Consider the following 13,910-nt stretch of genomic DNA (forward strand, 5'->3'; position numbering starts at 1 on the left):
CCTGCCGGTGAAGATTACTTCGGCTGATAGATCTGGTCGAAGATGCCGCCGTCGGCAAAGTGCGCCTTCTGTGCCGCCGTCCAGCCGCCGGCCACTTGCTCGATGGTGAACAGGTTGACCTTGGCGAACTGCGACGCGTATTTCTTTGCCGCCTTGTCCGTTGCTGGACGGTAGTAGTTCTTCGCGATGATGTCTTGCGCTTCGTCCGTGTACAGGTAGTTCAGGTAAGCCTCGGCCACCTTGCGCGTGCCGTGCTTGTCGGCAAATTTATCGACGACGGCGACGGGCGGCTCGGCCAGGATGCTGACGGATGGCGTGATGATGTCGAACTTGGTCGGGCCCAGTTCCTTGACGGCCAGGTAAGCCTCGTTTTCCCAGGCGATCAGCACGTCGCCGATACCCCGTTCGACGAAGGTGGTGGTGGCGCCGCGCGCGCCGGAATCGAGCACGGGCACGTTTTTATACAGTTTGCCGAGGAAATCCTTGGCCTTCGCTTCGTTGCCGCCCGGCTGGCGCAAGGCATAACCCCACGCGGCCAGATGGTTCCAGCGGGCGCCGCCCGAGGTTTTCGGGTTCGGCGTGATGACGGACACGCCCGGCTTGATCAAGTCATTCCAATCCTTGATGCCTTTCGGGTTGCCCTTGCGCACCAGAAACACGATGGTCGAGGTGTAAGGCGAGCTGTTGTGCGCCAAGCGCTTTTGCCAGTCGGCGGCCAGCAGCTTGTGCTCGGCCAGCGCGTCGATGTCGTAGGCCAGGGCCAAAGTGACCACGTCCGCTTCCAGGCCGTCGATGACGGCGCGCGCCTGCTTGCCGGAACCGCCGTGCGATTGCTTGATCTTGACGTTGTCGCCCGTCTTGCCTTTCCACTCCTTGGCAAACGCCGTATTCACATCCTGGTACAGCTCGCGCGTCGGGTCGTATGACACGTTGAGCAGGGTGATATCGGCAGCCTGCGCCGTTTGCAGAAGGGCAAACGCGCTGATGGCGGCGGCAGTGATGATTTTTTTCGACAGCATCTAAGATCCCCGTGTGGTTGAACTTTCAGAGCCACCAGATTACGGCGCTATGGCCGCAAAGAGAACGAAGCGTTTCGCCGTTTGATATACATTTTTCGCATATGGACGGCGCGCAACGGGGATAAAGCGGTTAATAGAAACGGTTAAATAATACGACGGCCCACGTGGCGAAGGCCAGGATGCAGGTCAGCAGCACGGCCGCGCTGCCGAAATCCTTGGCGTTCTTCGACAGCGGATGGCGCTCCAGCGAGATACGGTCGACCACGGCTTCGATGGCGGAATTGATCAGTTCGACGATCAGCACCAGCAGCAGCACGCCGATCAGCACCAGTTTTTCAAAGGCGGAGACGCGCAGCAGCAAGGCGATCACGGTGCCGACGACGAACAAACCGAGTTCCTGGCGGAACGCGTGTTCATGGCGCCAGGCCGCTTTCAAGCCATCGAGCGAGTAGAAAAAAGCGGAAAAAATCCGTTTCAAGCCACTTTTACTTTTGAATTCGTTTACAGGTTGCATAGTTTTCCATATGTAAAGCAAGTGCAGTGGACACATTATGGGGGCGACATAGCACTGTGACCATTTATTCGCTGAATATCTCGGAACATTTCACTATTTTTTCACATCATGGTATAAAGAAGCATGAATACTGCATTGCACCAAATCCATCATGAAAATTGAACCGGTCGCTGCTCCGAAGACGACGATCCAGGTGATCGAACGCATGGTCGCCCTGCTCGACGCCCTGGCCAAATATTCCGACCCGGTCAGCCTGAAGGAATTATCCAAGGTTTCCGGTTTACACCCCTCGACGGCGCACCGCATCCTCAACGACATGGTGCTGACGCGCTTTGTCGACCGCATCGAACCGGGCACGTACCGGCTGGGCATGCGCTTGCTGGAATTGGGCAATGTGGTGAAAAGCCGCCTCAGCGTACGCGAAGCGGCGCTGGACTTCATGCGCCAGTTGCACAAGAAAACCCAGCAAACCATCAACCTGTCCGTGCGCCAGGGCGACGAGATCGTCTACATCGACCGCGCCTTTTCCGAGCGCTCGGGCATGCAGGTGGTGCGCGCCATCGGCGGCCGCGGTCCGCTGCACCTGACCTCGACGGGCAAGCTGTTCCTCTCCGTGGACGAGCCGAAAGCCATCCGCGCCTACGCCACGCGCACGGGACTGGCCGGACACAACAAGAATTCCATCACGGATCTGCAAAAGCTCGAGCGCGAGCTGAGCCTGGTGCGCGAGCGCGGCTATGCGCGCGACAATGAAGAGCTGGAACTGGGCGTGCGCTGCATGGCCGCCGGCATCCGCGACGATACAGGCAAGCTGATCGCCGGCCTGTCGATCTCGGCCCCGGCCGACCGCCTGCAGGATGGGTGGCTGGTGGACCTGGTGGAAACGGCGAACCAGATTTCCGTCACATTGGGTTATATCCCGCAAGACTGACTTCCACATAAAAATGTTCAGGGCAAGGCGCACTAACGAAGGCAGTACGACTAGTACGGCGAGTTAGTGCAACGCCGCCATGGACATTTTTAGCCGCCGGGCAGGCTCATGTTGGCTGGTTTCAAGGCTTCCAGCCACTTGCGCATGCGTCCCGCATCGGCCGTACGCGACTGTTTCCCCTTGGAATCGAGGAAGACCATGATCACGGCCCGTCCTTCGATGACCGCCTGCATCATCAGACAACGTCCCGCCTCATTGATGAACCCCGTCTTTTGCAAGCCGATTTCCCAGCCCGGATTGGCCACCAGATGATTCGTATTGCCAAACTGCATGGGCTGGCCGCTGGCTTCGACGATGGCTTTCGGGTCCGTCGAGTACTCGCGCAGCAGCGGATGGCGGAAGGCGGCCATGGCCAGCTTGCCCAGGTCGCGCGCGCTGGCCACGTTCATTTTCGACAAGCCGCTGGAATCGACGTAATGCGTATCCATCATGCCCAACTGGCGCGCCTTGCTGTTCATGGCGTCGACAAACGCCGGCAAGCCGCCCGGATAATTGCGGCCCAGCGCCGAGGCGGCGCGGTTTTCCGAGCTCATCAGGGCGATGTGCAGCATATTCGCGCGCGTCAATTGCGAGCCCACTTTCAGGCGTGAGCTGCTGAACTTGGCGCGGTCGACGTCCTCGTCCGTGATCGTCAGCAACTCATCCATGTCCTGGCGCGCTTCGACCACCACCAGGCCCGTCATCATCTTGGTGATGGAGGCGATGGGCAAGGCCACATTGGAATTCTTTTCAAACAGCACTTCCGCATTCGCCTGGTCCAGCACCAGCGCCACGCTGGACTTCAGGTCGAGCGGATCGCGCGTCAGGTTCAGGCCCGCCAGGTCGCCCATGGTGGGCATCGGTGCGGCCATGGGCACAGCCACGCTGCTGACTTTTTGATAGATGACCTTGCGTTTGCCGCGCACCATGACGACCCGGCGCACGGTCTTTTCGCGCGGCGCGGCCGTCGCGCCCTTGCGCAGCACGACTTTGACTTTCTTGGTGTTGTGTTTCTTCGAGGCTGAGGATTTGCCGTTCGCTTCCTTGGCGTGCACGGCCGCAGCCGGCGCCAGTGCAAACAGCAGGGAAGCCAGGATACCCAGCGCAAGTTTAAACTTAGCCATTCGATAATTCCCCGTGAAGCTGTTGCCTTATTGCAGTGTAGCGAAATGCAGAGCAATCGCAAGCCTATTTAACAGTTAGGACAGTATTTATTGCAGCAATGAAATACAAATCGTTGGCGATCAGCAAACAAACTCATCCTTAACCGGCTGTTTTTCCCCGCCCGTCGCCAGTAATGTCTATTTGTCCATGAATTTAACAAAGCCGGCCAGCGGCTCGCGCTCCGTGTTCAGGCGGTTCTCGACCTTGTCCGGGTCGGCATAGCCGAGGGCCATGCCGCACACCACCATTTCGCCGGCCGGCACGCCCAGTTCGTCGCGGATGATGTCATGGTAATGGATGAAGGCCGCCTGCGGGCACGTGTCGAGTCCCCGCGCACGCGCCGCCAGCATGATGTTTTGCAAAAACATGCCGTAGTCGAGCCAGGAACCCTGTTCCAGTACCCGCTCGATGGTAAAGATCAGGCCCACGGGCGCATCGAAAAACTGGAAATTGCGCCCATGCTGGGCCGCCATGCCGGCCGTGTCGCCCCGTTCCAGGCCCAGCAGCTGGTACAGGTCCAGGCCGATCTTGCGGCGGCGCTCGATGAATGGCGCCGTCCACTGGCGCGGATAATAGATATATGAGGCCGTGCGCGCGGGCGCATCGGGCGCCTTCGGTGCGGCGTAGGCGGCCAGGATGCGCTGCGACAGGCGCAGGCGGGCCTCGCCCGACAGCACATACACTTTCCACGGCTGCATGTTGGCGCCCGAAGGCGCGCGCGCCGCCACTTCCAGGATGCGCGCGATCTCGTCCTGCGCCACCGGCGTGGGCAAAAAGGCGCGGATGGAACGGCGCGACAGGATGACGCTATCGACGGCTTGCTGCGCCGCTGGTGTTTCCAATGCTTGCTTGTTCACTGCCCTGCTCTCCCGCTATAGCTTATTATTTCTTGACCACGAACACCACGCCGACCACGGCCACCAGCATGCCGGCGATCCCCAGCATATTAAAGGCTTCGCCAAACATCAGCCAAGCCATCACGGCCGTCGTGGGCGGCGTCAGGTACAGCAAGCCCGTCACTTTCGTCGCATCGCTGCGGCGGATCAGGGCGAACAGCAGGAAGATGGCGCCGATGGACAGCACGAGCACCGACCACAGCAAGGCGCCGATGAAATTCGCCGTCCATTGAACATTGCTAAAATGCAAGTCCAATCCTTCGTAATACAGGGCGAATGGCAAGACCAGCACGATGGAAGCGGCAAACTGCACCACCGTGCCGGTGCGCAAGTCAAAGTGCGGACAGTGGCGTTTTTGGTACATGGTGCCGGCCGTCATCGACAGCAGCGCGAACACGCACAGCAGCACGCTTTCCACGGTCAGACCCACGAGGTTGATCTTTGCATACACGACGAGGGCCACGCCCAGCAAGCCAAAGAACAGGCCCAGCCACTGGCGCGGGCGCACGGATTCGCCGATCAGGGGTGCGGCGCAGGCCGTCAACACGGGCTGCATGCCGACAATCAGCGCAGACAGGCCGGCCGGCATGCCCAGCTTGATGGCGCACCACACGCCGGCCAGGTAGCCGGCCTGCATCAGGATGCCGGCCACGGCGATCTGGCGAAATTGGCCCACGGGCCACGGCGCGCGCAACAGCAGCACCAGCGGCAACAAAATGACCAGCACGCCCAGGAAGCGCAGCAGCAAAAAGGTCAGCGGCGGCGCATATGGCAAGCCGAACTTGGCCACAATAAAACCTGTGCTCCATAACAACACAAAGAAGCCGGGCAAGGCCATCGGCGCCAGGTTAGTCAGGAAGGAGGCTTTGCTGCTGGCGCCAGCCGCAGCGGGAGGATTGGACATGGTATCGACTCGGGAAACGGGATCGGCACCGGGGCGTTGCCCAGTGCGGGAGGCAAAGTCTAGCATGCTGCGCCGCGATCGTCCCCGCAGGCACTGGAAACGATAGTTTAAGCACAAACCATTAACAGGTAGAAATCAAATATTTCTCTTTAGAAACAATGACTTTTGATGCAAATCTATTCAATTGTTGCATCGCACAAGAATCGCTTGACTTACGTTTTTTTCGCCGTAGAATAGGGTTTGTTGCGTTGCACAATTCTTGTTCAGCTTGAAAAATTTAGATTCACCTGCTTTCCCAAACGGTACACGCAGCATCAAATTAACCAGATTTCGATTTTTTGGAGATTTATATGTTTTCAATTCCTGAGCAATTTTCGTCCGCTACCAAAGCCAACCTGGAAGCCCAATTCGCCCTGTTCTCGTCGCTGACGGGCAAGGCCTTCGAAGGCATCGAAAAGATCGTCGAACTGAATCTGACCGCTGCCAAGGCAACGCTGGAAGAATCGACCGCCGCCGCCAAGCAATTGCTGTCGGCAAAAGATCCACAAGAATTCTTCTCGCTGGCCTCTGCCCAAGCCCAGCCTGGCGCCGAAAAAGCCATCGCTTACGGCCGTCACCTGGCTGCCATCACGTCGGGCACGCAAGCCGAGTTCAGCAAAGCTGCTGAATCGCAAATCGCTGAAACCAACCGTAAAGTCCTGTCGCTGGTGGAAGAAGTCACCAAGAACGCGCCAGCCGGTTCGGAAAACGCCGTCGCCATCCTGAAAAGCGCCATCGGCAACGCCAATGCAGGCTACGAGCAATTCTCGAAAACCAGCAAGCAAGCCGTCGAAGCCATCGAAGCGAACCTGACGTCGGCCGTGAACCAGTTCACGCAAGCGGCTGAAAAAATCGTGCCGCGCACTGCCGCCAAGTAATTATCAAGCGACCGCCACGGCGGTCTGCTGTTATCGGCTCCTCCAGGCATCCATCCCGCACTTCCCCGACGGATGCCATTATGCCCCAGCCCAGCTGGGGCATTTTTTATGCCTGAACACTTCCCGAACGCGCTTACTCGCCCAGATACGCCGCCTTCACGCGCGGGTCGTCGAGCATGGCGGCCGCGTTGCCGCCCATGGTGACCAGGCCGGAATCCATCACATAGCCGCGGTGCGCCGCCTGCAGGGCCAGCCGGGCATTCTGTTCGACCAGCAAGATCGTGATGCCTTCGGACGACACCTTGCGGATCACCTCGAAGATTTTCTCGACCATGATGGGCGACAGGCCCATCGACGGCTCGTCGAGCAGCAGCAGCTTCGGATGGCTCATCAGGGCGCGCGCCATGGCCAGCATCTGCTGCTCGCCGCCGGACAGGGTGCCGGCCATCTGCGCCGCCCTTTCCTTCAGGCGGGGAAACACGTCGAACCAGCGGGCGATGTCGTCCTCGACGCCCGCCTTGTCCGTGCGCGTGTAGGCGCCCATCATGAGGTTTTCGCGGATCGACATGCGGGTAAACACGCCCCGCCCTTCCGGCACCATCGCCAGTTTCCTTTCCACCAGGTGAAACGATTTCGTGCCCTTCAGCGATTCGCCCAGGTAGCTGATCGTGCCCTCGATCTTGCAGGCAGGCAAAGTGCCCGTGATGGCTTTCAGGGTCGTCGTCTTGCCGGCGCCGTTCGCGCCGATCAGGGCGATCAGCTCGCCCTCGTTGACTTCCAGGTCGATGCCTTTCACCGCCTTGATGCCGCCGTAGGCCACGTGCAGGCCCGCCACCTTCAATATATTGCTCATGCGTGCGATCCCCCCAGGTAAGCCTCGATGACGGCCTGGTTTTGTTGTATTTCGGCCGGCAAGCCTTCCGCGATGCGCTTGCCATATTCGAGCACCGTGATGCGGTCGCACAGCCCCATCATCAGTTTCACGTCATGCTCGATCAGGAGCACGGTCTTGCCTTCCGCCTTGATTTTCACCAGCAACTCGCGCAGGGCCAGCTTTTCCGTCGCATTCATGCCGGCCGCCGGCTCGTCGAGCGCCAGCAGGGTCGGGTCGGTGGCCAGCGCGCGGGCGATTTCCAGGCGCCGCTGGTCGCCATACGACAAAAAGCGCGCCGTGCGGTTGGCGAACTGGGCGATGCCGACGAAGTCGAGCAACTCCATGGCCCGCTTGCGGATGGACGCCTCTTCCTCGCGCGCCGCCTTGTGGCGGAAGATGGCGCCGAAGACGCCCTGGTGCGAGCGCACGTGGCGTCCCACCATGACGTTTTCCAGCGCCGTCATGTCGCCGAACAAACGGATGTTCTGGAAGGTGCGCGCGATGCCTGCCTTCGCCACCTGGTGCGGCGCGGACGGCGAATACGGCTTGCCGGCCAGCTCGAAGGTGCCCGTGTCGGGCTGGTACAGGCCCGTGATGACATTGAAAAACGTCGTCTTGCCGGCGCCGTTCGGGCCGATCAAGCCATAGATCTGCCCCTGGCGGATGGTGATGCCCACGTCGGTGAGCGCCTGCAAGCCGCCGAAACGCTTGTTTACGCCGGCGATATTGAGAATGATCTGTTCGCTCATGTGATTCCCTCCCTTAAGCGGACACGACGCCGGTGGATTTGTTCGGCTGGTCCACATCGTGGTCGGGCCGGTCTTCGTGCTTCGGCGATGGCCACAGTCCCGCAGGACGATTGAGCATGATCAACACCATGGCCAGGCCGTACAGCAGCTGGCGCAGCACTTCCGCTTCAATGACCACGTGGCCGAACAGCGCCTGCTGGGCCGGCTCGACGACATGGCGCAGCACTTCCGGTATCGAGGCGAGGATCACGCCGCCGAGGATCACGCCGGGGATATGGCCGATGCCGCCCAGCACCACCATGGCCAGCACGGCGATCGATTCCGTCAGCGAGAACGATTCCGGCGAGACAAAGCCCTGGAAAGACGCAAACATGGCGCCAGCCACGCCGCCGAACGAGGCGCCCATGGAAAAGGCCAGCAATTTGACGTTGCGCGTGTTGATGCCCATGGCCTTGGCGGCGATCTCGTCTTCGCGGATGGCCACCCAGGCGCGGCCCAGGCGCGAATGCTGTAAGCGCTTGGTGACGAACACGACGGCGATGCACAGGAAGAGGAACAGGAAGTAATAAGCGTTGACGGACGGCATGGAAAAACCGGCCACCGTCACGGTGCTGTTGGTGCCAGCCTCGCCCGCCAGGTTGACGCCGAAGATGCGGATCGGGTCGATCAAATTGATGCCTTGCGGCCCATTCGTGAAATTGATCGGATCGTTCAAATTGTTCATGAAAATGCGGATGATCTCGCCAAAGCCCAGGGTCACGATGGCCAGATAGTCGCCGCGCAGTTTCAAGGTGGGCGCGCCCAGCAGGGCGCCGAACAGGCCTGCCACGGCAGCGGCCAGCGGCACGATGATCCAGATCGACAGGTGGATGCCGTTTTCGCGGATTTCCGGGCCCATCAGCTGCACCAGGGATGCACCCAGCACCGGATACTGGTTCACCACCGATTCGAGCAGGATGGCGAACTGGGGCGACGCCAGCAAGGCCGTCAGGTAGGCGCCCACGGCATAGAAGGCGATGTAGCCGAGGTCGAGCAAGCCGGCGAAGCCGACGACGATGTTCAAGCCCAGGGCCAGCATGATGTACAGCAAGGCCATGTCGATGATGCGCACCCACGAGTTGCCGAACTGCGCGGCAAAAAACGGGAACACCATCAGCAGCGCGGCCAGGCCCAGCATGCCGGCGTAGGCTTTGGTCGGATTTTTCTTAGCGTCAAAATCGAGTAGTGCCATGATTCAGTCTCCCAGTTTCACATCAGGCACGGTCGGCCACGCGTTCGCCCATGATGCCGGACGGGCGCAGGGTCAGCACGATGATCAGCACGACGAAGGCAAAGATATCCTGGTAGTGGCTGCCCAGGAAGCCGCCCGTGATGTCGCCGATATAGCCGGCGCCCAGGCTCTCGATAATGCCCAGCAAGACACCGCCCAGCATGGCGCCGTAGATATTGCCGATGCCGCCCAGCACGGCCGCGCAGAAGGCTTTCAAGCCGGGGATGGCGCCCATGGAGAACTGGATGGACGCGTAATTGGCGCCCCACATCACGCCCGCCACGGCGGCCAGCGCGGCGCCGATGGCAAAGGTGGCAACGATGACCTTGTCGGAATCGACGCCCATGAGGCCCGACACGCGGGGATTTTCCGCCGTGGCGCGCATGGCGCGGCCCATTTTCGTTTTTTCCACCAGCAACACCAATCCGCCCATCGACAGCGCGGCCAGGGCCAGCAGCAGCACTTGCGTTTGCGAAATCACGGCGCCGCCTATGTTGATGGGGTCCGTCGACAGCAATTGCGGGAAAGGCAAGGGATTGCGCGTCCAGATCATCATGGCGAAGGTTTGCAGCAGGATGGAGACGCCGATGGCGGTAATCAGGGGGGCGAGGCGGGGGGCGTTGCGCAGGCGGCGGTAGGCGACCCGCTCGATGATGATGTTGACCAGAATACAGATGGGAATGGCGCCGAGGATGGCGGTGGCCAGTTTCAGATAGCCGGGCCAGTCCGGTACATAAATGCCCAGCAGCTTGAGAATGCTCAAGCCCACCATGGCGCCGATCATGAGCACGTCGCCGTGGGCGAAGTTGATCAGATTCAAGACGCCATACACCATTGTGTAACCGAGGGCGACTAAGGCATACATGCTGCCCAACACCAAGCCGTTGATGATCTGCTGGATGAATGTATCCATGATTGCCCTATCAAATATGCATTTTTCGGGAACAACTTCCGCCAGAACATGGGTCGCTGATACAAAAACGGCACCGGAGGAAGAATTCCTGCAGTGCCATCCCTGGACCGTTCTCACCAGCATGGTGCACGCACTCAAAAAGGGCGTGACCTTGCTTAGTCATAACGACAACATATTCAAGCTTGAGGCAATCATAACGATCTTTTGCAAAAACTAAACTTGGAATAAATCGATCATTTCCGAATTAAATTCGGTTTTGAGGCAACTATTTCACCGATACTCAATCGCCCTGCAGACTCAGGCGACGTCGCGCTTGAGGCCATCGAGGCCTTTCGGCATCGGGAAGGTGACGGCTTCCTGTACGCCGTCGAGCGGGCGCACACTCTTCACGCCGCACTCTTTCAAACGGTCGATGACGGCTTGCACCAGCACCTCGGGCGCCGAGGCGCCGGCCGTCACACCCACGCGCAGCTTGCCTTCCAGCCAGGCGGGATCGATTTGCGAAGCATTGTCGACCATGTAGGCTGGCGTGCCCATCTTCTCGGCCACTTCGCGCAAGCGGTTCGAATTCGAGCTGTTCGGGCTGCCCACGACGATCACCACTTCCACTTGCGGGGCCATGAATTTCACGGCTTCCTGGCGGTTGGTGGTGGCGTAGCAGATGTCGCCTTTTTTCGGCTCGGCGATATTCGGATATTTCGCTTTCAAGGCCGCAATAATGTCGCTAGTGTCGTCAACTGACAACGTTGTTTGCGAAACATAGGCCAGGCTTTCCGGATTGGCAACTTGCAATTTCGCCACATCCTCGAGCGTTTCCACCAGATGCATGCCCATATCGGCCTGGCCCATCGTGCCTTCCACCTCGGGATGGCCATCGTGGCCGATCATGATGATCTCGCGGCCTTCGCGGCGCATCTTGCTCACTTCCATGTGCACCTTGGTGACCAGCGGGCAAGTGGCGTCAAAAATGCTCAGGCCACGCGATTCCGCCTCGGCGCGCACGGCTTTCGACACGCCATGCGCGGAAAACACGAGCGTATTGCCTGCAGGCACGTCATCGAGGTCATCGATGAAGATGGCGCCCTTGTTGCGCAAGTCGGCCACCACATAGGCGTTGTGGACGATTTCATGGCGCACGTAGATCGGTGCGCCAAATTGCTGCAAGGCGCGCTCGACGATTTCGATCGCGCGGTCGACGCCAGCGCAAAAGCCGCGGGGCTGGGCCAGTAACAGTTCCTTATCCATCGCTACTCCTTACAGGACCGAGATGAGCTTGACTTCAAAACGCAGCGGCTGGCCAGCCAGCGGATGGTTGAAGTCGAACAGGGCCGAGTCCTCGCGCATTTCGCGCAGCACGCCGGCAAAGCGGCCGCCGCCCGGCGCGGCGAAATCGACCAGGTCGCCGATCTTGTAGTCGGCGCCCGGCACGGAGTTCTCGTCCAGCGTGGCGCGCGAGACGGACTGCACCAGCTCGGGATTGCGCTCGCCGAAGCCTTCGCCGGCCGCCAGCTCGAACGTCTGGTGCGTGCCTTCAGGCAAGCCCAGCAAGCGCTGCTCGAGGAACGGCGCCAGCTGGCCCTGTCCCAGCATCAAGGTCGCGGGATTGCCGCTGAAGGTCGTGACAATGTCAGTACCGTCAACAGTGGCAAGACGATAATGCAGGGTGAGGTAAGCCGCTTCGGTGACGACTGCTGGTTGCTCGTTGGACATAGTAGTTTTCAAGTAACTGGTGCAAAACGATATTGTAAGCCACCCTGAGCCAGCGCGCCCCATGCCATCTCGGCGCGGCCATGCTTTTGTCAAAAAACATGGCCGCGCAACACATCCGACGTCGATCCAGCGAATCAGACGTTGACGTACGTCAACCCGCCCGCCGTGCTGGCGTGATTGCCGAAGCCGGAGCTGTCTTCCAGGTTGCCGTCGAGCTTCCAGCGTCCCACGGGGCGGTGCACGATGCCATACTGGCCATAGTCATACACTTCCTTCGGCGTCAGCACGCGGTCGTACAGGATGACGTCCGACAACTGCCAGGCTGGCGCGCCCTGCTCCTGCGCATCCACGGTGCGGCCGATCACCAGGGGCGCGCCGATGGCCTGCACGAATGGCGTCACCATCTTGCTGCCCTGCGACATCAGGAAATCGTCGACGTACAGGCTGATAGAACCATCATGCTTGACGGTGCAGGTGCAGCGAAACCAGCGGTTGGCGCCATCCACGTTCACGCCGTGACCATTGTTATTGAAGCCCGCACCAGCACTGTTGCGCAGGAACAGGAACGTCTGGATATCCTGCGTCAGCAGCGTCCATCCTTTCAGGTTCGCCTGACGCGCGACAAAAGCCCCGCCCCGGCCCACCATCGTGGAAAATGCCTGCTGCCGGATGCAATACGACAGCGAAAAATCGGCGCTCTCGTAGCGCGCGGATGACGGCACGGTGAGCAGGAGGCCAGGCTGGAATTGCAAGGTTTTCTTGACGCCGAAGCAAGGCGTGGGCGGCGCCTGACGGACGGCGTCGTCGCCGCGCAAGGCGTCCCAGACGGCCTTGCGTCCGTTGCTGTAGGCGGGTGTTTCCACCAGGTTCAGACCGTCGTCTTGCATGGACTTGCCGCCGTTCCAGTCCCAATAGCATGCCAGTTGCACGCCCGTACGGCGTATGGCGCTCAGCAAGGCGTGCAGATTGTCTTGCCGTTCGGTATCTTGCAACGCCTGCTCCTGCTTTTCCGACAGGCAAAAGCTGCCAAGGTAATACGGCTTGCCCAAGGCCTTGGCCGCGCGCTGCATCACTTGCAGGTAAGCGAGCGAAGACGAGACGAAGTCGGCCGGCAAATCCGCGCTGTTGTCCAGGGCGCTGCTCACATATTCATTACCCAGAAACAGGTTTTCACAAAGGCAGTCGATCGGGTCCGGATTCATCAATGGCAGGGTTTCCGTGACGTATTGCTGCAAAGAGCCTTGCCGGGGCGAAGTATGGGCAATGCCCGCGTTACCGGAAGAAATCATGCGCGCCAGGCCATCGTTGTCACGCAGCAATTGCGCCGTTTCCTGGATGATTTCCCGGCAAACGCTCAAGCTCATATCCGTCACGCCCTTCAGTTCCTGCGCAGCCATCCAGGCGGCGATGCCGGCGTGGTTGCTGTAGTGCTGCGCAAAAGCCTGCGCAAAGGCACGCATGTAGCGGCGTGTTTTCGACTGCGGATTGGCCAGTGCGACGCGCGCGGCGGCGGCCTGCTCGTCTTTTGTAGCGCCCGCAGGGCCCGCCTCGCCCACCAATTGCGGCACGGCGTAGGGATTCCAGAATGGGCAGGCGATGATGCCGATGCCATTGGCCAGCGCGCAATCGAGCAGCGCCTGGATCGCGGCCCAGTATGCGGGCTTGATATTGAGTGCGGTCAGCGTGTTGTCGGTTGCGAAATCGGGCTTGCCAACGACCTCGCCCCAGTTCCAACCGCCCTCCTTGCCGTTGAAAGGCGCCAGCATCACCTGGAGGTACTTGAAGCCGTTGGCCGCAAGATACGGCAAATCGGTGCTGTAATCAGGATTCTTCACGTCCGGCGTCAGCGGTGCGGTAACGCTCCAGTTGCGGTGTTCCAGATACGCGTGCGCATTGAGGCCGATGCCGCTGACCTTGCCCGTGTTGACGCCAGCGGCGTTGAACTCTTGCATGACTCCATTGATAACTTTGATGTACGGCATGACGACTCCTGTCAAACAAGTGGAAGAC

14 protein-coding genes are annotated in these 13,910 nt (G+C 60.1%); 2 read left to right on the forward strand and 12 right to left on the reverse strand.

Annotation, left to right across the window (positions count from 1 at the left end):
• Positions 1–14: 14 nt before the first annotated feature.
• Both O0881_RS10860 and O0881_RS10865 read right to left on the reverse strand, forming a co-directional pair.
• Entirely contained in the window at positions 15–1,019 is a 1,005-nt protein-coding gene (locus tag O0881_RS10860) for a sulfate ABC transporter substrate-binding protein (protein WP_099666802.1), read from the reverse strand.
• 130 nt (positions 1,020–1,149) lie between these two features.
• The gene (locus O0881_RS10865; protein ID WP_289911252.1) at positions 1,150–1,533 is read right to left on the reverse strand and encodes a diacylglycerol kinase; all 384 of its coding nucleotides are present in this window, start codon (positions 1,531–1,533) and stop codon (positions 1,150–1,152) included.
• 151 nt (positions 1,534–1,684) lie between these two features.
• Here O0881_RS10865 and O0881_RS10870 point away from each other — a divergent pair, with 151 nt between their 5' ends.
• Positions 1,685–2,464, forward strand: coding sequence for an IclR family transcriptional regulator (locus O0881_RS10870; RefSeq protein WP_289911253.1), 780 nt, complete (start codon positions 1,685–1,687; stop codon positions 2,462–2,464).
• 89 nt (positions 2,465–2,553) lie between these two features.
• Here the strand turns inward: O0881_RS10870 and pbpG are convergent, their stop codons facing one another.
• From pbpG to O0881_RS10885, 3 genes are all read right to left on the reverse strand, one after another.
• Positions 2,554–3,627: a D-alanyl-D-alanine endopeptidase gene (gene pbpG, locus O0881_RS10875; RefSeq protein ID WP_289911254.1), complete on the reverse strand. Its 1,074-nt coding sequence runs from the start codon at positions 3,625–3,627 to the stop codon at positions 2,554–2,556.
• Positions 3,628–3,804: 177 nt separating this feature from the next.
• Positions 3,805–4,524: a nitroreductase gene (locus O0881_RS10880; RefSeq protein WP_099666798.1), complete on the reverse strand. Its 720-nt coding sequence runs from the start codon at positions 4,522–4,524 to the stop codon at positions 3,805–3,807.
• Between the two features lie 25 nt (positions 4,525–4,549).
• The gene (locus tag O0881_RS10885) at positions 4,550–5,467 is read right to left on the reverse strand and encodes a DMT family transporter (RefSeq protein ID WP_289911255.1); all 918 of its coding nucleotides are present in this window, start codon (positions 5,465–5,467) and stop codon (positions 4,550–4,552) included.
• 350 nt (positions 5,468–5,817) lie between these two features.
• Here O0881_RS10885 and O0881_RS10890 point away from each other — a divergent pair, with 350 nt between their 5' ends.
• Positions 5,818–6,384: a phasin family protein gene (locus O0881_RS10890; protein WP_099666796.1), complete on the forward strand. Its 567-nt coding sequence runs from the start codon at positions 5,818–5,820 to the stop codon at positions 6,382–6,384.
• A gap of 133 nt (positions 6,385–6,517) precedes the next feature.
• Here O0881_RS10890 and O0881_RS10895 read toward each other — a convergent pair whose 3' ends face one another.
• The 7 genes from O0881_RS10895 to O0881_RS10925 all read right to left on the reverse strand — a co-directional run bounded on the left by O0881_RS10895 (position 6,518) and on the right by O0881_RS10925 (position 13,882).
• The gene (locus tag O0881_RS10895) at positions 6,518–7,237 is read right to left on the reverse strand and encodes an ABC transporter ATP-binding protein (protein ID WP_070256673.1); all 720 of its coding nucleotides are present in this window, start codon (positions 7,235–7,237) and stop codon (positions 6,518–6,520) included.
• Positions 7,234–8,007 carry an ABC transporter ATP-binding protein gene (locus O0881_RS10900; protein WP_099666795.1) on the reverse strand — a complete coding sequence of 258 codons (774 nt, stop codon included), beginning with the start codon at positions 8,005–8,007 and terminating at the stop codon, positions 7,234–7,236. Before O0881_RS10900 ends, O0881_RS10895 begins: the two co-directional genes overlap by 4 nt.
• Before the next feature lie 13 nt (positions 8,008–8,020).
• Positions 8,021–9,238, reverse strand: coding sequence for an ABC transporter ATP-binding protein (locus O0881_RS10905; RefSeq protein ID WP_251350675.1), 1,218 nt, complete (start codon positions 9,236–9,238; stop codon positions 8,021–8,023).
• Positions 9,239–9,260: 22 nt separating this feature from the next.
• Entirely contained in the window at positions 9,261–10,190 is a 930-nt protein-coding gene (locus tag O0881_RS10910; RefSeq protein WP_289911256.1) for a branched-chain amino acid ABC transporter permease, read from the reverse strand.
• 297 nt (positions 10,191–10,487) lie between these two features.
• Positions 10,488–11,435 (reverse strand): 4-hydroxy-3-methylbut-2-enyl diphosphate reductase, encoded by a 948-nt coding sequence (gene ispH / locus O0881_RS10915; RefSeq protein WP_099666793.1) that lies wholly within the window; start codon positions 11,433–11,435, stop codon positions 10,488–10,490.
• A gap of 9 nt (positions 11,436–11,444) precedes the next feature.
• Positions 11,445–11,900: an FKBP-type peptidyl-prolyl cis-trans isomerase gene (locus O0881_RS10920; protein WP_070224501.1), complete on the reverse strand. Its 456-nt coding sequence runs from the start codon at positions 11,898–11,900 to the stop codon at positions 11,445–11,447.
• Positions 11,901–12,034: 134 nt separating this feature from the next.
• Positions 12,035–13,882 (reverse strand): LamG-like jellyroll fold domain-containing protein, encoded by a 1,848-nt coding sequence (locus O0881_RS10925; RefSeq protein WP_289911257.1) that lies wholly within the window; start codon positions 13,880–13,882, stop codon positions 12,035–12,037.
• Between the last annotated feature and the right edge of the window lie 28 nt (positions 13,883–13,910).

It is taken from the genome of Janthinobacterium sp. SUN100 (assembly GCF_030397705.1).
GTDB lineage: Bacteria > Pseudomonadota > Gammaproteobacteria > Burkholderiales > Burkholderiaceae_D > Janthinobacterium > Janthinobacterium kumbetense.

Bases quoted from the DNA above. Each gene is read 5' to 3' on its own strand.
- O0881_RS10885 (WP_289911255.1), bottom strand. From the start codon at position 5,467: ATGTCCAATCCTCCCGCTGCGGCTGGCGCCAGCAGCAAAGCCTCCTTC.
- O0881_RS10920 (WP_070224501.1), bottom strand. From the start codon at position 11,900: ATGTCCAACGAGCAACCAGCAGTCGTCACCGAAGCGGCTTACCTCACC.
- O0881_RS10860 (WP_099666802.1), bottom strand. From the start codon at position 1,019: ATGCTGTCGAAAAAAATCATCACTGCCGCCGCCATCAGCGCGTTTGCC.
- pbpG (WP_289911254.1), bottom strand. From the start codon at position 3,627: ATGGCTAAGTTTAAACTTGCGCTGGGTATCCTGGCTTCCCTGCTGTTT.
- O0881_RS10870 (WP_289911253.1), top strand. From the start codon at position 1,685: ATGAAAATTGAACCGGTCGCTGCTCCGAAGACGACGATCCAGGTGATC.
- ispH (WP_099666793.1), bottom strand. From the start codon at position 11,435: ATGGATAAGGAACTGTTACTGGCCCAGCCCCGCGGCTTTTGCGCTGGC.
- O0881_RS10910 (WP_289911256.1), bottom strand. From the start codon at position 10,190: ATGGATACATTCATCCAGCAGATCATCAACGGCTTGGTGTTGGGCAGC.
- O0881_RS10865 (WP_289911252.1), bottom strand. From the start codon at position 1,533: ATGCAACCTGTAAACGAATTCAAAAGTAAAAGTGGCTTGAAACGGATT.
- O0881_RS10925 (WP_289911257.1), bottom strand. From the start codon at position 13,882: ATGCCGTACATCAAAGTTATCAATGGAGTCATGCAAGAGTTCAACGCC.
- O0881_RS10905 (WP_251350675.1), bottom strand. From the start codon at position 9,238: ATGGCACTACTCGATTTTGACGCTAAGAAAAATCCGACCAAAGCCTAC.
- O0881_RS10895 (WP_070256673.1), bottom strand. From the start codon at position 7,237: ATGAGCAATATATTGAAGGTGGCGGGCCTGCACGTGGCCTACGGCGGC.
- O0881_RS10890 (WP_099666796.1), top strand. From the start codon at position 5,818: ATGTTTTCAATTCCTGAGCAATTTTCGTCCGCTACCAAAGCCAACCTG.
- O0881_RS10900 (WP_099666795.1), bottom strand. From the start codon at position 8,007: ATGAGCGAACAGATCATTCTCAATATCGCCGGCGTAAACAAGCGTTTC.